The sequence below is a fragment of the Mesorhizobium sp. M0478 genome (assembly GCF_040321305.1).
Lineage (GTDB): Bacteria > Pseudomonadota > Alphaproteobacteria > Rhizobiales > Rhizobiaceae > Mesorhizobium.
In genome coordinates this window covers 92,173-111,835 of the sequence record NZ_JAMYRH010000014.1, presented here as the reverse complement: position 1 = coordinate 111,835, position 19,663 = coordinate 92,173, and the positions used below count along the sequence as shown (strand labels likewise).

Annotated in this window: 19 protein-coding genes; 9 read left to right on the top strand and 10 right to left on the bottom strand. The window is 64.1% G+C overall.

Annotation, left to right across the window (positions count from 1 at the left end; all coding sequences use genetic code 11):
- Positions 1-60 precede the first annotated feature (60 nt).
- The 8 genes from NKI64_RS26705 to speB all read right to left on the bottom strand — a co-directional run bounded on the left by NKI64_RS26705 (position 61) and on the right by speB (position 7,230).
- Positions 61-864, bottom strand: a complete 804-nt coding sequence (locus NKI64_RS26705) for an ABC transporter permease (RefSeq protein ID WP_023671272.1) — start codon at positions 862-864, stop codon at positions 61-63.
- Positions 861-1,715: an ABC transporter permease gene (locus NKI64_RS26700; RefSeq protein WP_023683573.1), complete on the bottom strand. Its 855-nt coding sequence runs from the start codon at positions 1,713-1,715 to the stop codon at positions 861-863. Before NKI64_RS26700 ends, NKI64_RS26705 begins: the two co-directional genes overlap by 4 nt.
- Positions 1,712-2,749, bottom strand: coding sequence for an ABC transporter ATP-binding protein (locus NKI64_RS26695; RefSeq protein WP_023671274.1), 1,038 nt, complete (start codon positions 2,747-2,749; stop codon positions 1,712-1,714). Before NKI64_RS26695 ends, NKI64_RS26700 begins: the two co-directional genes overlap by 4 nt.
- Positions 2,750-2,826: 77 nt before the next feature.
- A complete protein-coding gene (locus tag NKI64_RS26690) occupies positions 2,827-3,915 on the bottom strand; it encodes an ABC transporter substrate-binding protein (RefSeq protein WP_023671275.1) in 1,089 nt (362 codons plus the stop codon).
- Between the two features lie 68 nt (positions 3,916-3,983).
- Positions 3,984-4,631 carry an amino acid ABC transporter permease gene (locus tag NKI64_RS26685; RefSeq protein WP_023671276.1) on the bottom strand — a complete coding sequence of 216 codons (648 nt, stop codon included), beginning with the start codon at positions 4,629-4,631 and terminating at the stop codon, positions 3,984-3,986.
- A complete protein-coding gene (locus NKI64_RS26680) occupies positions 4,628-5,284 on the bottom strand; it encodes an amino acid ABC transporter permease (protein ID WP_023671277.1) in 657 nt (218 codons plus the stop codon). Before NKI64_RS26680 ends, NKI64_RS26685 begins: the two co-directional genes overlap by 4 nt.
- A 6-nt stretch (positions 5,285-5,290) precedes the next feature.
- The gene (locus NKI64_RS26675) at positions 5,291-6,085 is read right to left on the bottom strand and encodes a transporter substrate-binding domain-containing protein (protein ID WP_023695894.1); all 795 of its coding nucleotides are present in this window, start codon (positions 6,083-6,085) and stop codon (positions 5,291-5,293) included.
- Between the two features lie 83 nt (positions 6,086-6,168).
- Positions 6,169-7,230 (bottom strand): agmatinase, encoded by a 1,062-nt coding sequence (gene speB / locus NKI64_RS26670; RefSeq protein WP_023695895.1) that lies wholly within the window; start codon positions 7,228-7,230, stop codon positions 6,169-6,171.
- A gap of 207 nt (positions 7,231-7,437) precedes the next feature.
- Here speB and gcvA point away from each other — a divergent pair, with 207 nt between their 5' ends.
- From gcvA to NKI64_RS26630, 8 genes are all read left to right on the top strand, one after another.
- On the top strand, positions 7,438-8,406 hold the full coding sequence (gcvA, locus tag NKI64_RS26665) for a transcriptional regulator GcvA (RefSeq protein WP_023671280.1): 969 nt from the start codon (positions 7,438-7,440) through the stop codon (positions 8,404-8,406).
- A gap of 169 nt (positions 8,407-8,575) precedes the next feature.
- Positions 8,576-9,880: a nicotinate phosphoribosyltransferase gene (gene pncB / locus NKI64_RS26660; protein ID WP_023683568.1), complete on the top strand. Its 1,305-nt coding sequence runs from the start codon at positions 8,576-8,578 to the stop codon at positions 9,878-9,880.
- Positions 9,881-10,071: 191 nt separating this feature from the next.
- Positions 10,072-11,514: a hypothetical protein gene (locus NKI64_RS26655; protein WP_352671029.1), complete on the top strand. Its 1,443-nt coding sequence runs from the start codon at positions 10,072-10,074 to the stop codon at positions 11,512-11,514.
- 152 nt (positions 11,515-11,666) lie between these two features.
- Positions 11,667-12,971, top strand: coding sequence for an ABC transporter substrate-binding protein (locus NKI64_RS26650; RefSeq protein ID WP_023683566.1), 1,305 nt, complete (start codon positions 11,667-11,669; stop codon positions 12,969-12,971).
- A gap of 158 nt (positions 12,972-13,129) precedes the next feature.
- A complete protein-coding gene (locus NKI64_RS26645; RefSeq protein WP_023683565.1) occupies positions 13,130-14,011 on the top strand; it encodes a branched-chain amino acid ABC transporter permease in 882 nt (293 codons plus the stop codon).
- The gene (locus tag NKI64_RS26640; protein ID WP_023732665.1) at positions 14,008-14,970 is read left to right on the top strand and encodes a branched-chain amino acid ABC transporter permease; all 963 of its coding nucleotides are present in this window, start codon (positions 14,008-14,010) and stop codon (positions 14,968-14,970) included. The genes NKI64_RS26645 and NKI64_RS26640 overlap by 4 nt, the downstream gene beginning before the upstream one ends.
- Positions 14,967-15,692 carry an ABC transporter ATP-binding protein gene (locus tag NKI64_RS26635; protein WP_023732664.1) on the top strand — a complete coding sequence of 242 codons (726 nt, stop codon included), beginning with the start codon at positions 14,967-14,969 and terminating at the stop codon, positions 15,690-15,692. Before NKI64_RS26640 ends, NKI64_RS26635 begins: the two co-directional genes overlap by 4 nt.
- Complete coding sequence (locus tag NKI64_RS26630; RefSeq protein ID WP_352671024.1) at positions 15,689-16,441, top strand: ABC transporter ATP-binding protein; 753 nt, start codon at positions 15,689-15,691, stop codon at positions 16,439-16,441. The genes NKI64_RS26635 and NKI64_RS26630 overlap by 4 nt, the downstream gene beginning before the upstream one ends.
- Here the strand turns inward: NKI64_RS26630 and NKI64_RS26625 are convergent, their stop codons facing one another.
- Both NKI64_RS26625 and pncA read right to left on the bottom strand, forming a co-directional pair.
- On the bottom strand, positions 16,442-17,809 hold the full coding sequence (locus tag NKI64_RS26625; protein ID WP_352671021.1) for a sodium:proton antiporter: 1,368 nt from the start codon (positions 17,807-17,809) through the stop codon (positions 16,442-16,444).
- An 85-nt stretch (positions 17,810-17,894) separates the two neighbouring features.
- On the bottom strand, positions 17,895-18,509 hold the full coding sequence (pncA, locus tag NKI64_RS26620; RefSeq protein ID WP_023714546.1) for a bifunctional nicotinamidase/pyrazinamidase: 615 nt from the start codon (positions 18,507-18,509) through the stop codon (positions 17,895-17,897).
- Between the two features lie 283 nt (positions 18,510-18,792).
- On the opposite strand from pncA, the gene NKI64_RS26615 reads away from it, so the two are divergent.
- Positions 18,793-19,656, top strand: a complete 864-nt coding sequence (locus NKI64_RS26615; protein WP_023815985.1) for an FAD binding domain-containing protein — start codon at positions 18,793-18,795, stop codon at positions 19,654-19,656.
- Positions 19,657-19,663 lie beyond the last annotated feature (7 nt).

The following is a 19,663-nucleotide window of genomic DNA, read 5'->3' as shown; positions in this document are numbered from 1 at the left end:
TGGGCCGGGACGGCCCGTACAGGCGACGCGATCGAGGGGTGCTGTTACAAATGATTGCGCTCAGCTCCCGTCCGACGACATCGCGCCGAGCAGCCGGCGTATATCGCCGAACCTGGCGATCGAGCCGAACACCAGTGCCGCCACCGCCACGAAGAACACCGAGACCGAAGCCATGGTCGGCGTGTAGCCGTAGCGCAGCGCGTTGAAGATCTTGATGGGCAGCGTCTCGGTGGTGAAGCCGATCGTCATGTAGGCGACGATGTATTCGTTGAGCGACAAGACGAAGGCGAAGGCGTAGCCCGAGACGAGGTAGGGCAGGATCAGCGGCAGCACCACGGTCTTCAGCACCGTGCGGTCGTCGGCGCCCATGGTGGCGGCGGCCTCTACCAGCGAGCGGTCGATCGAGGCAAAGCCCAGCGACAGCGTCACCAGCGGCAGCGTCACGAAGAAGATGGCGTGGCTGATGATGGCGGTGAAGAACTGGCCGAACAGCCCGACCGTCGCCCAGAAGGAGAGGAAGCCGAGCGCGGTGATGACCGGCGGCAGGATGAAGGGGGCAAGCCCCAGCACCTGAAAGATGTTTGCCCATGGCGCGATGCGCCGCCATAGGAACCAGGCCAGCGGCAGCGCCACCGCAACAGCGATCGCCGCCGAACAGACGGCCAGCGTCACCGAATGGATCAGCGCCAGCCGCCATTCCGGATCGGTGAAGATCTGGGCGTACCAGGCGAGCGAGAAACCGACCGGCGGGAAGCTGAGTTCCTGCCGCGAGTTGACCGAAACCCCGGCCACCACGATCAGCGGCGCCGCCAGGAACAAAGCGACGATGGTGAAATAGACACGGCGCAGCAAGGTCGCGGTCATAGTGCATTCTCGCGGCGTCCGACGAGCAGCGTCAGTCCGACCAGCGCCAGCGAGATCAGCACCAGGAACACCGCCATTGCGGCTGCGAACGGCATGTTGGACTGGTAGATCGCCTGGTCGGTGATCAGCACGGACAGCGTCCAGTGTTGCGGCCGTCCGAGAATCTGCGGCAGCAGGTAGGAGCCGAGCGCAAACACGAAGACCATGATCAGCGTCGCCACGATGGTGTTGCGCAGCGCCGGCGCGACGACGTTGAAGAAGGCGCGGATAGGCGAGGCGCCGAGCGTGCGCGCGGCCTCTAACAGAGTCGGATCGAGGCGGACCAAAGCGGGGTAAAGCACCAGGATCGTATAGGGCAGCGCCTGGTAAACCATGCCGGTCAGCACCGCGCCGAAGGTCGGCAGCAGCGCCACCGGCTTGTCCATCAGCCCGATCGCCACGAACAGATTGGTGATGCCCGCCGTGCGCGAAAACAGCGTCGACCAGGCAAAGCCGATAATGACTTCCGACAGCGACAGCACCGACAACAGGCCGACCAGCCACAGCGTCTGCACGCGGCGCGGCCGGCGGGTCAGGAGGTAGGTGAAGGGGAAGGCGATGGTCACGCAGCAGACGGCGACCAGCACCGCCAGCATCAGCGAAAAGCCGAGCACGCCGCCGAAGAACACCGACAGGAAGCGGGCGTAATTGTCGAACACGAAGTCCGGCGTGTAGAAACCGGACGGGTTGCGCTTGAAGAAGCTCACCGCGATCATCGTCGAGAAGGGCACGACGAAGAAGACGATCAGCATCAGCGCCGGAAAGAACAGTGGCGTGTAGTCGGCTATGGACTTCGGGGCTTCGCGTCTCATGCGCCGAGCACCACGCAGCTTGCCGGTGGCAGCGTGACCCCGACCTTGGCGCCGACCGGCACGTCATGCCGCTCGCGCGGCGTCGTCACCGCAATGATGCTGGTGCCGCCGACGTCGACGAAGGTCTCGATGGTGCCGCCGAGATCGCGAACGAAACTCACCTCGCCGGTAATGGCCGAGCCGCCGGGGCTGCCCAGATGCACGTCCTCCGGGCGGACCGAAACAGACGCTTTGGTCTGACCCGCCGGCATGGCAAGACCTGGAATGGCTGTGCCCAGAATGGTGGTGCGCCCGGTGCTGTCGATCTCGGCCGGCAGCAGATTGGTGATGCCGATGAAGTCGGCGACGAAGGCGTCGGCCGGCTTGCGGTAGATCTCGATCGGCGGCGCCGCCTGCAGGATTCTGCCGTGGCCCATGACGACGACCAGGTCGGCCATGGTCATGGCTTCGCGCTGGTCGTGGGTGACGACGATGGTGGTGATGCCCAACCGCTGCTGCAACTGGCGCAGTTCCACCTGCATGGCCTCGCGCAATTTGGCGTCGAGCGCCGACAGCGGCTCGTCGAGCAGGAACAGTTTCGGCGACAGCGCCAAGGCCCGCGCAATTGCCACGCGCTGGCGCTGACCGCCCGACAGTTTGGCCACCGGACGGTCGGCAAAGCCGGTCAGATGGATGAGGCCCAGCAACTCGTCGACGCGTTTCTTCTGCTCCTCCTTCGAGGCGCCGCGAATGCGCAGCGCATAGGCGATGTTGTCGCCGACGGAGAGATGCGGAAACAGCGCCAGCGACTGGAACACCATGCCGAGATTGCGCTTGTGCGTCGGCAAAGGCGTGATGTCCTCGCCGTCGAGCACGATGGCGCCGCTGGTCGGCTCCTCCAGTCCGGCAATCATGCGCAGCAGCGTGGTCTTGCCGCAGCCCGACGGGCCGAGCAGACACACGAACGTGCCATGCGGCACGTTGAGCTGGACATTGTCGACGGCGGCGAAGTTGCCGAATTTTTTGGTGACGGCGTTGATGTCTAGTCCGGACATGCTCATCCCTTGGAGGGTTTGCTAAGGGGCCGCCGGACTATGCCGGCGGCCGCTGTGGTTCAGACGGATCGAACGGCTCAGCCGACGATCAGCTCGGTCCACTTCTGGTTGATCCAGTCGGCCTTCGATGTATAGAGGTCGTAGCGCGGGATGATCGGATCGATATCCGACGACACCGCGGCGAACTCTTCCGGCTTGAGGTCGAGCACCTCCTTCTTCAGCGTAGGCGTGGTGCCGACCTTGCGCGACATCAGACCCTGCATCGACGGCTGGCTCATATAGTCGATGAATGCATGCGCCTCGTCGACCTTGGTCGAGGCGCGCGACAGCACCCAATTGCCGGAATCCTGGATGCCGCCTTCCTTCGGGAAGGTCGAGCGGACATGGAAGCCGTCGGCGACCGCGAGGCCGGTGACGTCGTGATAATACTGGCCCATCGGGATCTCGCCCGACTTCAGCGCCTGCTCGAACTGCGCCTCGTCGCGATACCACAGCCGGACATTCGGCTTGAGCTCGGCGAGCTTTTCGAACGCCTTGTTCAGTCCGTCCTCGGTGTCGAGCGCATTGGTGCCGCCCATGAAGGTCTTGGCTGTCACTTCGAGCAGGAACGAGTTCGAGGCAAGTGCCAGAAGGCCAAGCTTGTCCTCATTGGCCTTGTCCCACAGAGTCTCCCATGAGGTCGGCGCATCCTTGTAGACGTCGGTGTTGGAGACCAGCGTGATCCACCAGGCGACGGCGCCGATGCCGGCGACCCGGCCATCCGGATATTTGTTGACGAAGCGCGGCAAGAGGTCGTTGTAGTGCTTGAACTTCGACGTATCGAGCGGCGTCCACAATTCGGTCGACTGGCCCTTCAGCGTCGAGGTCTGCGACATCATCGAAAGGTCGGCCGGGGCTTGGCCGGCCTTGGACGCCTGTTCGAGCTGCACCAGCCAGGCTTCGCCGGTCGGCTCGGCGACCGACTCGACCGCAATGCCGGTCGCCTTGGTAAAGTCGGGGAAGACGTGCTCGTCGAAGGATTTCTTGAAATAGCCGCCATAGACGCCGACCTTCAGCGACTTGTCCTGCGCGCGCAGGATCGACGGCATGGCGAGCACGCCGGCTGTAGCGAGGCCCGCACCAAGCACGCCGCGCCGTGTCAGGGATTTTCCAATCAGTCTGTTCATCTGGTTTCTCCTCAGTTGATGCCGTTCTATTCCGGCAGGTTCCCTTCACGCACTGTCGCCGCCTGGCGTCAGTGGGCCGCCGCTCGTTGTTCGAGCGTACGGGCGTATTGCGTCAGTGGAAAGCACATGACGAAGAAGATCAGCGCCACCAGCCCGTAGACCTTGAACGGTTCGAAGGTGGCGTTGTTGATGGCGTTGGAGGTTCTGACCAGCTCCTCGAAGCCGATGATCGAGGTCAGCGCCGTCGATTTGATCAACTGCACCAGGAAGCCGACGATCGGCGCCCTTGTGATCGAGAACGCCTGCGGCAGGATGATCAGCCTGAGCTCCTGCAGACGGTGCAGCCCAAGGCTGGCGCCAGCGTCCCACTGCCCGCGCGGCAGCGCATCGACGCCGCTGCGCCAGATCTCGGCCAGATAGGCGCTGGCGAAGAAGGTCAGGCCGAGCACCGCTGCCGTCCATGGCTCGATGCGCAGGCCGAGCATCGGCAGGCCGAAGAACATCAGGAACAGCTGCATCAACAGCGGCGTTCCCTGGAACAGGGCGATGTAGCCGGAAGCGATGCGCCGGCTCCATTTATTTTCGGCGATGCGGAAGAACAGCACGATCAGCCCTACCACCGCCCCGCCGACAAAGGCCGCCAGCGACAACAGCACCGTCCAGCGGGCGGCGAGCAGCAGATTGCGAACGATGTCCCAGAAGGTGAATTCGATCATGTGACACCTGCCCCCAATACGCGGCGCCCGCCTGTGACCAGCAGCCGGCGCAAGGCCATGGACAGGACGAGGTAGACCAGGGTCACGACGAAATAGGTTTCGAAGGAGCGGAAGGTGCGGGCTTGCAGCATGTCGGCCTCATAGGTCAGCTCACGCACGGCGATCTGCGACACCACGGCCGATTCCAGCATCATGATGACGATCTGGCTGGTCAGCGCCGGGTAGATCACCTTGAGCGCCTGCGGCAGCACGATCTTGATGAAGACCTGGCGCGGTCTCAAGCCCAGTGCAAGCGCTGCTTCCGTCTGTCCGCCGGGCACGGCATCGAGACCGGCGCCGACGATTTCAATGGTGTAGGCCGCCATGTTGAGCGTCATTGCCAGCATGGCGGCCAGGATCGGGTCGAGCCTTATGCCGAGGCTGGGCAGGCCGAAGAAGATGAAGAACAGCTGCACCAGGAACGGCGTGTTGCGCATCACCTCGACATAGACCGCGATGGCGCGCTTCACGAATACCGGGCCGTTGCGCCGGCCGGCAGCGCCCAGGATGCTGAGCAGCGTGCCCACGAGCGTGGTCACGACGATCAACAGGATCGTCGTGGCCGCGCCGCGCGCGATGTCGCCCACAGCACCTGGGAGCCAGGCAAAGGCCACGAGAACTCAATCCTTGAGGTTGTCGGGATTGAGCGGCGTCTTCAGCCAGGCCTTCGAGCTCTCGTCGAGCTTGCCGTCGGCCAGCATCTTGGCAACCGCATCATTGACCGCCGTCTTCAGCCGGTCCTCTTTCTTGTTGAGGCCGATATGCGAAGGCGAGGTCAAAAGCTGGAACTTCTGCTCCGGCTTCAGCGCGTCCTGCTTGGCCAGCACCTGCGCGCCGACATCATTGCCGACCACCATCAGCTGGGTCTGGCCGGAGATGAAGGCCTGGATGACGGAATTGTAGTTGTCGAAGCGCTTGATGTCGGCCGATGACGGCGCCGCTTCGGTCAACGACGTATCCTCGAGCGTGCCGCGATTGACGGCGATCGACTTGTCGGCGAGATCTTCCTTGCCTTTGATCGAAAGCGCTGCCGGACCGATGACGGCGATGTAGTAGGGCGCATAGGCGGCGGCGAAATCGATCACCTCCTCGCGCTCCTTGGAATAGCCGACGCTCATCAGGATATCGACGCGCTTGTCGGTGAGATACGGGATGCGGTTCTGGCCGGTGACGCTGACCAGATTGAGCTTCACCTTAAGTGAATCGGCGATCGCCTGCGCGACGTCGACGTCGTAACCCTTGATGCTCATATCGGCGCTGGCCGAGGAGAAGGGCGGAAAGTCGGAGAAGATGCCGACATTGATGGCGCCGGCCTTGGTGATGTCGTCGACGGCGTCGGCATTGGCCTGGGAGGCGAAGCCGAGGCCGGCGAGCATCAGCGCAGCGGCGATGGTTGATTTCATTTGGATTGTCATTGGTATTCCCCTTCTGGAAGCTTGTTTGTTTTGGAAACGGCCGCCGGCTCCAGCGCGGCGGCCGCCTTTGCATGTGAAATCCGTCAGGCCCCCTTGCCGGTGATCGCCGGGCTGAACACCATCAGGCTCAGGATCTCGAACAGGACCTGGGCGCCGACATGGGCGGTGTTGGTGGTCGCGTCATATTGCGGCGCCACCTCGACGACATCGCCGCCGACAATGTTGAGACCTTTCAAGCCGCGCAGCAGTTCGAGCACCTCGCGCGTCGTCAGGCCGCCTATTTCCGGCGTGCCGGTACCCGGCGCGAAGGCCGGATCGACACTGTCGACGTCGAAGGAAATGTAGGTCGGGCCGTCGCCGACTATTCTGCGCGCCTTCTCGATGATGGCCGGGATGCCGAGACCCGTCACCTCTTCGGCATGCACGACCGTCATGCCGGATTCATAGGTGAACTCCCACAGATACTCCGCCGAGCCGCGGATGCCGATCTGGATAGTGCGGGTCGGGTCGAGCACGCCGTCCAGCACCGCGTTGCGGAACGGTCCGCCATGATGGAACTTGGTCATGTCGAACAGCCCGCTTGTGTCGCAATGGGCGTCGATATGGATCATGCCGACCGGCGCCTTCTTGCCGACCGCCTTCAGGATCGGATGGCTGATCGAGTGGTCGCCGCCGACCGAAAGCGGCAGCACGCCGGCATCGACGATCTGGTTGGTGCGGCGCTCGATGTCTTCGTGGCTGACCTCCAGCCGGTAGCGGCTGCGGAACGGCGTATCGCCGATGTCGGCGACGCGCAGCTCATGCGTCGGCGCGCATTCCAGCACATGATTGTAAGGGCCGATGCGCTCGATGGCGCGCAGCGCCCTTGGCCCGAAGCGCGAGCCGGGCCGGTTGGTGACGCCGAGATCCATCGGCACGCCGATGATCGCCACCTGCAAATCGCCGAAATCCGGATTGTCGGCAGCGATTTCACGGTAGGGCGCGGCGAGGAAGGTCGGGATGCCGGCATAGGGCGCGAGTCGGGTGCCGCTCTTGGAGAAGATCTTGTCGGCGACCTTGCGGAACTTCGGGTCGAACATCTCGCCGCCATGGCTCTCGCCATATTTGCGGCGCAGCGCGTCGAGCTTGCCTCTGTCATAACCCATGTCGGTCTCCTCCTGCCGGGCTGGTGCATGCGGCAGCGTCTGCAAACTGACCATCATCCGGCCGGGTCGCTGTCCCGCTGGCTGCCTGTAGATTTCACGTCATTAATGCTGTTGACCTGCCAAAGTGTCCGGCAGCCGCATTGAAAAATCAATTGATATTGTTACGGTGCTGATTGTGAGAAAATCTCACAGAGTATCCGGTTGCTAATGGCCAAGCGTCTGCCCCCCTTGAATCCCTTGCGCGCCTTCGAGGCGACGGCGCGGCATGCCTCGCTGACCAAGGCGGCGAGTGAGCTCAACGTCACCCACGGCGCGATCAGCCACCAGATCAAGGCGCTCGAGCAATCACTCGGCGTAAAACTGTTCGAACGCACCGGACAGCGGGTAAAGCTCACCCCGCACGGCGCCGAATTGCTGCCGGCGGTCTCGACCGCCTTCGACGGCATCGCCGCCGCCACCCAGCGCATGACCAGGCCAGCCAGCGCCGGTACACTGTCGGTGTCCTGCGTGCCGGCGCTGCTGCTTCTATGGATGACGCCGCGGCTCGGCAGCTTCATGGCGCAATACCCCGACATCAGGCTGACGCTGATCCCGTCCAACGACCCCAAGGACATCCGCGCCCCACAGGTCGATGTCTGCGTGCTCTATGGCGACGGCAGCTGGACCGATTGCTGGATGCGCAAATGGTCGGGCCTCGAACTGTTCCCGGTGGTCAGTCCGACGCTGATCAACAACCGGCCGCTCCGCATCTGCCGGGATCTTGCTGGCCATGTCATCCTGCATGGCGATGATGGCCGCGAATGGCACACCTGGCTGGCCGCCGCCGATGGGCTCGACCTCGAACGTGGCCGCCGCCACCATCTCGGCGACGCCCGTACGGCGATCGAAGCCGCGGTGCACGGACATGGCGTGGCGCTCGGTGATTCCGTCACCGCCAGCATGCTGCTCGCCAGGGGCCTGCTGGTGGCGCCGTTCAGCCTGTCGGTGCCGGCAGTCGACGATTTCTACGTCGTCTGCCGCAACGAGATGCGTTCGGCGCCGATCGTGCAATTGTTCGTCGACTGGCTGTTTGCCGAAAAGGAACAGGCCGACAGCCGGGCCGACGCGCCGGTGGCCGGCCGCATCGGCAGCCGCCGGAAGCGTCCGGCGCTGCGGGTGGTGGGCGCCAAGAGTTGAGGCTGGACCGGAGCGGCTGCTTTTTGTCGGGCCAGCCCGGAAAGCGGGAAGCGCTTTCAAAAATTCAATGCTACTAAGCTCTTGCCAGGCAATTCCAGGAAACGAGTGCGGCGGTTTTCCGTCCGGAATTGCGTAAGACAGACGTGAGCAGCGAAGGCGACGGCAGGACATGGCAAGAACCGATATAGCGCGGCGCGTTTACAACCACACCTGGAAGCTGGACCCGATCGTCCGCAGCCTGCTCGACACCGATTTCTACAAGCTTCTGATGCTGCAGATGATCTGGGGCATGTACCCCAAGGTCGACGCCACCTTTTCGCTGATCAACCGCACCACCTCGGTGCGCCTGGCCGACGACATCGACGAAGGCGAATTGCGCGACCAGCTCGACCATGCCCGCACGCTGCGCTTCTCCAAGAAGGAGATGATCTGGCTTGGCGGTAACAATTTCTATGGCCGCAAGCAGATCTTCGAGCCGGAATTCCTCGCCTGGCTGGAAGGTTTTCGGCTGCCCGACTACGAGCTGTCCAAGCGCGACGGTCAGTACGAGCTCTCCTTCAGCGGTCCCTGGATGTACACCACCCTGTGGGAAATCCCGGCGCTGGCGATCATCAATGAGCTTCGTTCCCGCGCCGCCATGCGCGCCTTCGGTCCCTTCGCGCTTGACGTGCTCTATGCACGCGCCAAGGGGAAGATGTGGGCCAAGACCGAACGCTTGAAGGCGCTGCCCGGCATCCGCATCTCCGATTTCGGCACCCGCCGCCGCCATTCCTTCCTGTGGCAGCGCTGGTGCGTCGAGGCGCTCAAGGAAGGCATTGGCGAAGCCTTCACCGGCACCTCGAACGTGCTGCTGGCCATGGACAACGACCTCGAAGCGCTCGGCACCAACGCGCATGAATTGCCGATGGTTTTTGCCGCCCTTGCCAAGTCGGAAAAGGAATTGAAGGAATCGCCCTACAAGGTGCTGCAGGACTGGCAGCGCTATTACGGCGGCAACCTGCTGATCGTGCTGCCCGACGCTTTCGGCACCGCATCCTTCCTGCGCGACGCCCCGGACTGGGTCGCCGACTGGACCGGCTTCCGCCCCGACAGCGCGCCGCCGATCGAAGGCGGCGAAAAAATCATCGACTGGTGGCGCGAGAAGGGCAAGGACCCCAGGCAGAAGCTGCTGATCTTCTCCGACGGTCTCGAGGTCGAAACCATCGAGGAGACCTACAGGCACTTCAAGGGCAAGGTGCGCATGTCCTTCGGCTGGGGCACCAACCTCACCAACGATTTCGAAGGCTGCGCGCCGACCGAAACCAACAGCCTGGATGCGATATCGCTGGTCTGCAAGGTGACGGAGGCCAATGGCCGGCCGGCGGTGAAGCTGTCGGACAATCCGGCGAAAGCGACGGGCGACAAGAAGGAGATCGAGCGCTATCTTCGGATTTTTGGGGCGAAGGACCGCGTGGAGCAGCTGGTCAAGGTTTGAGGGTCGGTGGGTGCCTTGCTGGACGAAATGAAAATCGCGATAGCGTGAGTTCCCGCCCACCCCCCTCTGTCCTGCCGGACATCTCCCCCGCAAGGGGGGAGATTACCCCGTCATCTCCGCCTTCGCTAATCTCCGACGTTGCAAAGGAAGCGCCGGCAGGGCAACTGCCAATCTCCCCCCTTGAGGGGGAGATGTCCGGCAGGACAGAGGGGGGCGTCGTAGAGCGCGGCTGTCACCGGCCAACCCTTATCACCACCACCCTCACACTCCTCCCCACCCCCGCCCTCGCGCACGCCTCCGACCGCGGTCACGTCCTCCTCCTGCCGACCGGCTACTACATCGCCGGCGGCGCGCTTGCCGTCGCGGTAAGCTTCCTCGTTCTCGCCCTGCTGCCACCCGCAACCCTGCACCGCTTCTGGCGCCGCCGCCTGCCGCTCTTCCCATTCGCCGACACCCCTCGCACAATCATCAGCCTCATCTCCTTTGCCGGCTTCGCAACGCTCAACGCCGCCGGCCTGTTCGGCAGCCGCGATCCGCTCTCCAATCCGCTGCCGCTAACCATCTGGACGCTGCTCTGGGTCGGCCTTGCCATCGCGCAAGGCCTGTTCGGCGATCTCTGGTCGTGGCTGAACCCATGGTATGGCCCGTGGCGGATCGTAAGCCGCCTGTTCAAGCTTCGTGGCGGTGAGGGACAGGAATCGCGTTTGCCTTCATGGCTCGGCTGCTGGCCAGCCGTTATCCTGTTCTTCGCCTTCGCCTGGTTCGAGCTGATCGACCCGGCGCCCGACGACCCGGCGCGGCTGGCCTATGCCGCCGGCCTCTACTGGTTGCCTACCTTCATCGCCATGCTCGGCTTCGGCTACCGCGATTGGAGCCGGCGCGGCGAATTCCTGACGGTGTTCTTCGCCATGGTGGCGCGCTTCGCCCTTGTCGAGCGCGATGAACACGGGCGGCTCGCTCTCTGCTGGCCGGGCTCAAAACTGCTCGGCGCGGCACCCCTGCCGGCAAGCGGCATCGCTTTCCTGCTGCTCAGCCTGTCATCGGTGTCCTTCGACGGCCTGTCGAAAACCTTCTTCTGGCTCGGCCTGTTCGGCATCAACCCGCTGGAATATCCCGGCCGCACCGCGCTCATCGGCATTAGCAGCTTCGGCCTCGTGCTGACCTTCGTTCTGCTGGCGGCGGCATTCCTGCTGGCCGTCATACTCGGCCAGCGCCTTGCCGGCAGCCGACATTCCCACGGCGAGGCCGCCGGGCTGCTGGTCTGGTCGATCGTACCGATCGCGCTCGCCTATCATGTCGCGCACTATCTGACGGCGCTGCTGGTCGACGGCCAGTATGCGATCGCCGCTCTGTCCGACCCGTTCGCGCTGGGATGGGACCTGTTCGGCGCCGCCGACATGCAGATCGAGGCCGGCATCGTCGCCGGGGCCGACTCCGCCTGGTGGCTGTGGAACCTGCAGGCCGGCATCATCATCGCCGGGCACATGCTGGCGGTGCTCGTTGCCCATGGAATGGCCTGGCGACTGCACCAGGTGCCATCGCGCGCCGCCCTCAGCCAGTTGCCGCTCACCATGCTGATGATTGCCTACACGATCTTCGGCCTGTGGTTGCTTGCCACGCCGACGGCCGGATGAGACAAGCTGATCCACATGCCTTTGCGGAAAGCCCGCTTGCAAGCTCTGTGCTTTGGTGATTTAGTTTGTACACATGCAATTTCTGCCCCTCCTGCAAGGGAGTGGCCTTGCCTCGTTACAGACAGTCAAAACTCAAAAACAGGGGAACTGCCGTGACTGACAAGAATGGGTTTTTCGATCTCTCCAAATCCACCCTTAGCCGCCGCACCGCGCTGAAAGGTCTCGCCGCCGGCGCCGGGTTGACGCTCGCGCCCGGCTTCGTCCGCTACAGCCAGGCGCAGAGTTCAGCGCCAATCAAGATCGGCTTCCAGTCGCACCGCACCGGCATCGGCGCCGCCTATGGCCGCTGGTATGAAAAGACCAGTGCCGCGGCGGTCAAGGCGATCAACGACGCCGGCGGCATCAACGGCCGGCCTGTCGAACTGGTGATCGAGGATGACGGCACCGATCCCGGCCGTGGCGCCGAGGTGGTCGGCAAGTTCGCCACCCAGCACAAGACCGACATCGTCTTCGGCACGCTGTTCTCGCATGTGGTGATCGGCTCGGCGCCGGCCGCCGGCGAAAACAAGATCCCGTATTTCGTCGTCAGCGAAGGCCACCACGTCGCTTCGACCAAGCTCAACCGCTACGTCTTCCAGCCCGGCATCACCGATGTGAAGAGCCAGATCCAGTCGATGGCGCCATGGATCGCGGCCAATGCCGGCAAGAAGGTGACGCAGATCTTCCCGGATTTCGCCTTCGGCTACGACCATCGCGACTACCTGCCGCCGGCGCTGAAGGCGCAAGGCGCCGAGGTCATCGCCCAGATCGCCATCCCGCCGACAGAGTCGTCTTTCACGAAATACTTCCCGCAGATACCGGCCGAGACCGAAGTCATCTACCACGTGATGGTCGGCCCGGCCGTGCTCACCTTCGTCAAGGAACTCGGCGAGTTCTACGGCTCCAACCGGCCGCAGCTGTTCGGCTTCATCGATTCGCTCGAAGCCACCGACATCAACAGCCCCGGCCTCGAATTCCTGGACGGCAGCCATTTCTGGGAAGGCTCGCCGCGCTATGCCCAGGCCAATGACTCGGCCGCGCAGAAAGCCTACCGCGCCGCCGTTGGCATCGACGAAAATGGCGCTGCCGTCGGCGACCCCAAGGACGTCTCCACCGCCGCCCACATGTTCGGCTGCTGGGAGACGCTCTATGTCGTCAAGAAGGCGATGGAAGACGCCGGCTACAAGGGCCTGGAAGACCGCGCCAAGCTGGTCGAGGCGACCGAGGCGCTGACCGAATTCGCCGAAGGGCCGGAGCATCCGCAGGGGCCGAAGACCTTCAACGGCAAGATCCACCAGTGTTTTGGCATCCAGAACATCTCCAAGGTCGAAGGTGGCAAGCTGAATGTCGTCCACAAGACCAAGATCGAGGACGGGCTTTACGAGGCCGAAGGGGATTATACGACGCAGGCGCTGTGAGGCGCCTTACCCTCCCCCTTGTGGGGAGGGTCGGCACGCAAGCTTCGCACTTTGCGAAGCTTGCGAGACGGGGTGGGGGTCGCGACGGCCCGTGCCCAACCCCCACCCGACCGCTGCGCGGTCACCCTCCCCACAAGGGGAGGGTAAGGGCGCCCTGAATGCATTTCGGACCCCATCTCCTCCTCGCCGCCCTCGAAGGCCTTGTCACCTCAGCCGTGCTGGCGCTGACGGCGCTTGGGCTGTCGCTGGTGTTCGGCGTCATGCGCGTCGTCAACGTCGCCCATGGCGAGTTCTTCATGCTGGGCGCGGTGCTGGCCTGGGCGATCTCGACGGCGATACCCGGCCATCCCACGCTCGGCTTCCTGGCGGCGCTGGTGATTGCGCCGCTGATTGTCGGCGCCATTGCGCTGGTAGCCGAGCGGCTTGTGCTGCGGCGGCTCAATTACAATCCGGAAGCCACCATCGTCGCCACGATCGGCATGCTCTACATCATCCAGCAGCTGGCGTTGAGCTTCTATGGCCCGGAAGCCCGCCCGGTGGAGCCGCCCTTCAGCTACCGCATCCTTTTGCCCTGGTTCGGCTATTCCGGCTACAAGCTGTCGATCATTGCCGCTTCGGCCCTTCTGCTCATCGCCACCTGGCTGGTGCTGACGCGCACCAAGATCGGCCTCATCATGCGCGCCACCCAATATGACAGCGAGACGGCGCAGGCCTTCGGCATTCCGGTCGCCCGCGTCTATGCCGGCGTCTTCGCGCTCGGCGCCATGCTGGCGGCCATCGCCGCCGTGCTGATCGTGCCGATCAGTCAGGCGCACTACCTGATGGGGCAGGACCCGCTGCTGTTGTCCTTCATCGTCGTCATCATCGGCGGCCTCGGCTCGCTGCGCGGCACCGTCGTTGCCGCCGTGCTGATCGGCCTGTCCGACGGCATCATCTCGGTGTTCTTCTCGCCGACTTTGGCCAAGATCATAGCCACGCTGCTGGTGGCCATGGTGCTGGTGTTCAGGCCGCAAGGCCTGTTCGGGCAGGCGCCGCGATGAGCGAAGCTTCGCCGGCAAAAGCCTATGCATTGCATGTCGGCGCCATCGCGCTGCTGTTTGCGCTGAGCTTCGTCCTGCCCGACTACCATCATGGCCTGCTGGCCCGAATCATGGTGCTGGCGGTGTTCGCCATGGGCTACAACATGCTGTTCGGCTATGTCGGCCTGCTCAGCCTCGGCCACGCCATGTTCTTCGCCGCCGGGCTCTATGGCGCTGGTCTCGCCGTCATCCATCTCGGCTGGAGCGTGCCTTTGGCTTTCCTCGCCGGCATCGCCTGCGGCGCGCTGCTGGCACTGGTGATCGGCCTGCTGGCGCTGCGCACCACCGGCGTCGCCTTCATGATCGTCACCATGATGTTCGCGCAGGTGTTTTACCTCGTCATCCTCTATTTCGCCGCTTGGACCGGCGGCGACCAGGGTCTGGTCGTGCCGCAGCCGGCGCGGGTTCTGGCCTTCGGCGCGACATCGCTCGACCTAACCAACCCGACCGTGCGCTACATGAGCGCGCTGGCGCTGTTCTCGGTCGTGCTGCTGATCACCCTCGCCATCGTCCGCTCCCGCTATGGCCGCGTGCTGGTCGCGGTGCGCGAGAACGAGGAGCGCACGAAAATGCTGGGCTACGACACCTTCTCCAACAAGCTGATCGCCGTCGTCGTCTCCGGCACCATCTGCGCCGCCTCGGGTGCGGCCTATGCGCTGCTGTTCGGCTATGTCGGCTCGAGCTTTGCCTCGGTGCAGTATTCCATCCTGCCGCTGCTCTGGGTGCTGCTCGGCGGCGCCGCCACGACGCTGGGCGCGCTGCTCGGCACGGTGTTCATGTACTATGTCATCGACACCGCCAGCGGCTACACCTCCGCCTATCTCCTGATCGTCGGTATTGCGCTCATCCTGCTGGTGCTGTTTTTCCCCAAAGGCATTCTGGGCACCATCCGCCAGCGCTGGCTCGGGTGGCTGCCATGATGCCGTTGCTGACCACCAAAGGCCTGGCGCGCAATTTCGGCGGCCTGCGCGCCGTCGACGGTGTCGACTTCCAGCTGATGCCGGGCGAGATCCGCGCCGTCATCGGGCCCAATGGCGCCGGCAAAACCACCTTCGTCAGCCTGGTCAGCGGCCGCATTCAGCCATCGTCCGGCATGATCGTCTTCGACGGCGCCGACATCACCAGCCAGCCGGCCTATCTCAGGGTGCGCCGGGGCATCGCCTACACCTTTCAGATCACCAGCGTCTTCGCCAACCTCTCTGCCTACGATAATGTCGCGCTGCCGGTGCAGCGCACGCTGACCGACGGCCGCTCGAAAGGTGCGGTGCGCACCGGCGTCATGGCCGCGCTGGAACGCACCGGACTTGCGGGCCGCGCCCATATGCCGGCCGGCCAGCTTTCCTACGGCCATCAGCGCCTGCTGGAAGTGGCAATGGGCCTGGCGCTGAAGCCGCGGCTTTTGATCCTCGACGAGCCGACGCAGGGGCTGGCCGACAGCGAGATCGACAATTTCATCGAACTGGTGCGCGAGATCGCCAAGAGCGCCACCGTGCTCCTGATCGAGCACAACATGCCGGTCGTCATGCAGCTGGCCGACCGCATCACCGTCTTCAACGCCGGCAGGATCCTGGCCGAAGGCACCCCCGAACAGGTTCGCGCCAACACACAGGTGCAGGAAGCCTATCTGGGGACGGCGCCATGAGCGAAGCCCCCAAGACTGAGGCCCCCAAGACTGAAGCCCACAAGACTGAAGCGCTGACCATCTCCAGGCTCGAATGCTTCTATGGCGAGGTTCAGGTGCTCTACGAGCTTGATCTCGTGCTCAACAAGGGCGAGGTGCTGTGCCTGTTCGGTCGCAACGGCGCCGGCAAGACGACGGCGCTGAAAGCAATCATGGGGCTGGTTCCGTCGAGCGCCGGCTCGATCCGGCTCGCCGGCAAGGAGTTGACCGGCCTGCCGGCGCATGAGGTGCCCAAGGCCGGCGTCGCCTATGTACCGCAAGGCAGGCGGCTGTTCGCCGAGATGACGGTGGCGGAAAACATCGAGATCGGTCTGATGGCGCGCGGCAAGGGCAGAGCGACGCGCGAGAGCGTGCTCGATCTCTTCCCGCTGCTGCGCCAGCGGCTGCGCCAGCGCTCCGGCACTTTGTCCGGCGGCGAGCAGCAGATGCTGGCCATGGCCCGTGCGCTTTGCCTTGAGCCGCAGGTGCTGTTGCTAGACGAGCCGACGGAGGGGCTGATGCCGTCGATGATCGCCAAGATCCGCGAGACGGTGGTGAAGCTGCGTGAGCTAGGTGTCTCCACCATTCTGGTCGAACAGCGCGTCGACGCCGTGCTGTCCGTCGCCGACCGCGTCTGCTTCATCGAGAACGGCCGCAACCGCGAGACCGTCGATGTCGAGCAATTGCGCGCCGACCCATCGGCAGTCAGGCGCTATGTCGGCGTCGGCTGATCAGCCGAAAAACAGGAACCCGGCGATCAAAAAGATCGGGATCAGCACCAGCCCTGACCATGCCATGTAGCCGAAGAAGCCCGGCATCTTCACACCGCGGTGTCGGGCAATGGCGTAGACCATGAAGTTGGGTGCATTGCCGATATAGGTGTTGGCGCCCATGAACACCGCGCCGGCCGAGATCGCGGCCAGCGTCGAGGCCGCCTCCGTCATCAGGTGCCGCGCGTCGCCGCCTGCGAGTTCGAAAAACACCAGATAGGTCGGCGCATTGTCGAGGAAGGACGACAGCCCGCCGGTCAGCCAGAAATAGGCGAGATCATTGGGCTGGCCGGTGGGTGACGTCACCAGCGCCACCAGCGGCGCCAGCGCGCCGTCATGGCCGGCGCGAAGGATGGCAATGACCGGCACGATGCAGATGAAGATGCCGGCAAACAGTTTTGCCACCTCCGCGATCGGGCCCCAGGTGAAGCCGTTGGCCTCGCGATGGCTCTTGAGGGAAACGACAAGCGACAGCCCGGCGAGCGCCAGGATGATGGCATCGCGCACCAGGTTCTGCAGTTCGAGGCCGACGCCGAGGATGGAGAAAGTCACGCCCGGCTTCCAGGCAGCTGAAAGCAGGATCGCGGCAATGACGCCGGCCAGCAACGGCAGATTGGCCAGGCCGCGAAGGCGCACCTTCGTATCCGGCGTCGGATCCTTGATCTTCGGCGCGCCGCCTTCACGGCGATGCAGCATGATGTCGATGGCCAGGAAGACAAGCAGCACCAGGCCGCCGGTAAACAGCGTCTCGCGCCAGAGGTTCGCCGACGTCCAGAAGAAGTCGACGCCGCGCAGGAAGCCGACGAACAATGGCGGGTCGCCCAAGGGCGTCAGCGAGCCGCCGATGTTGGACACCAGGAAGATGAAGAAGATGACGACATGGGCGTTGAACTGCCGGTTGTCGTTGGCGCGCAGCATCGGCCGGATCAGGATCATCGAGGCGCCGGTGGTGCCGATCACCGAGGCCAGCATCGCCCCGACGAGCAGCAGCCCGGCATTGACCAGCGGCGTGCCATGGATGTTGCCGGCGACAAGGATGCCGCCCGAAATGGTGTAGAGCGCGAACAGCAGGATAATGAACGACATGTATTCGGTGAGCAGCGTGTGCAGCACGGCTTCACCGGCTACCGGAACGCCGAATGCAACCATCAGGGGGATGACCGCCAGCGCTGCCCAGCCGGCTGCGATCTTGCCGTAGTGATGCTCCCAGACATGATGGAACAGCAGCGGTCCGGTGGCGATCGAGAGCAGCAGGCCGGCGAAAGGCAGCGCCCACCACAGCGACATGGTAGCATCGGGCAGGCCGCGGGCCTCGGCCGCGAAGGCCATTTGCGGAGACACAGCGGAAGCGAGTACACCTGCCGCCAAAGCCTTCCCCAACTGTGTGCAGCCCCCTCGATGCCTCACGATCCAGTCACTCCGAGATCGGGTCTTCGAGCCTAACCCCGGCATCGCGCATCCGCTTCAGCATCGCCTCGACCGAACCGTTTAGATCGATGCCGCGGCAGGCGTCGAGCCGCACCGTCGTCTTGAAGCCTTGCTTGACCGCGTCGAGGGCCGAAAAGGCAACGCAGAAGTCGGTCGCCAGGCCAACCAGGGTCACGGTGCCGATGCCGCGCTCCTTGAGGTAGCCGGCGAGCCCGGTTGGCGTCTTGTGGTCGTTCTCGAAGAAGGCGGAGTAGCTGTCGATATCGGGGCGAAATCCCTTGCGGATCACCAGCTCGGCCTTGGTCCAGGCGAGCCCCGAGTGAAAATCCGAGCCGAGGCTGCCCTGGATGCAATGGTCCGGCCACAGCGTCTGCGGCCCATAGGGCATCTCGATCGCGCTGAAGGGCTGCGCCCCCGGATGGCTGGAGGCAAAGCTCGAATGTCCGGCCGGGTGCCAGTCCTGCGTCAGCACGACATGCTCGGCATGCCGAATCAGATCGTTGACCAGCGGCACGATTTCGTCGCCGCCGGCAACCGCCAGTGCGCCGCCGGGGCAGAAGTCGTTTTGCAGGTCGATGACAACAAGCGCTTCGTCGGCCATGGCGCCTCTCCTCTTCTACGTCTCGAACGGGGGATCGAGTGAAATACGCCGCTGATGCGACCGGATGCTGAAACTTGACCGGATGGCCGCCTGCGTCAACCTCTGCAAGCGTAAGAAATACTTGGCGGCCGGGTTCCCTTAAACTCCGGCTTTGACAATTTCCGCCAGCTTGATATCATTTGCATACGAATGAATTTGGCCTGATCAGACATTGGCGGGGTTCGGGAAGACCCCACCTTTTGAAGGTCCCAATGGGAAGGCCTATTTTTTTGGAAGGCAAAGCGTGATCCGTTACGCGAAACCCGCCACGCTCGACGAGGCGCTCGCTCTGCTGGGCGAGGGCGCCTGGCGCGTGCTTGCCGGCGGCACCGATTTCTATCCGGCGCAGGGCGCCAAACCGTTCCGCGACAATGTTCTCGATATTAACGGCCTGGTCTCGCTGCGCGGCATTGCCGAGACCGAAACCCATTGGGTTTTGGGCGCCCGCACCACCTGGACCGACCTTGTCCGCCATCCATTGCCGGCGGCTTTCGATGCGCTGAAGCAGGCCGCGCGCGAAGTGGGCTCCCTGCAGATCCAGAATGTCGCCTCGATCGCCGGCAATCTCTGCAATGCTTCGCCTGCCGCCGATGGCGTTCCGGGACTGCTGGTGCTGGACGCCGAGGTCGAGCTGCGCTCTGCAGCCGCGACGCGTTATCTGCCGCTGCAGGAGTTCATTCTCGGCAACCGCCGCACCGCTTTGCTGCCGGGCGAACTGGTCACCGCCATCCGCATCACGAAGCGGGCCTCTGCCGGCACGTCGGCCTTCGTCAAGCTCGGTGCGCGGCGCTACCTCGTTATCTCCATCGCCATGGTGGCGGCGCGCCTCGTTGCCGAGAATGGCATGGTCATGGAAGCCGCTGTCGCGGTCGGGTCCTGCTCGGCCGTCGCCAGGCGGCTCGCCGCTGTCGAAGCCGTGCTGGTGGGCAAGCCTGTCGGCCCGGCACTCGCCGATGCTCTCCTGTCCGCGCCGATGGCCGAGCTCTCGCCGATTGCCGACGTGCGCGGCAGCGCCGAATACCGGCTCGACGCAGCGCGCGAGCTTGTCGCTCGCGCCGTGCTGGGGGCCTGCGGGCTGACGAACGACAACAGCATGGTGGCGGCATGAGCCACTC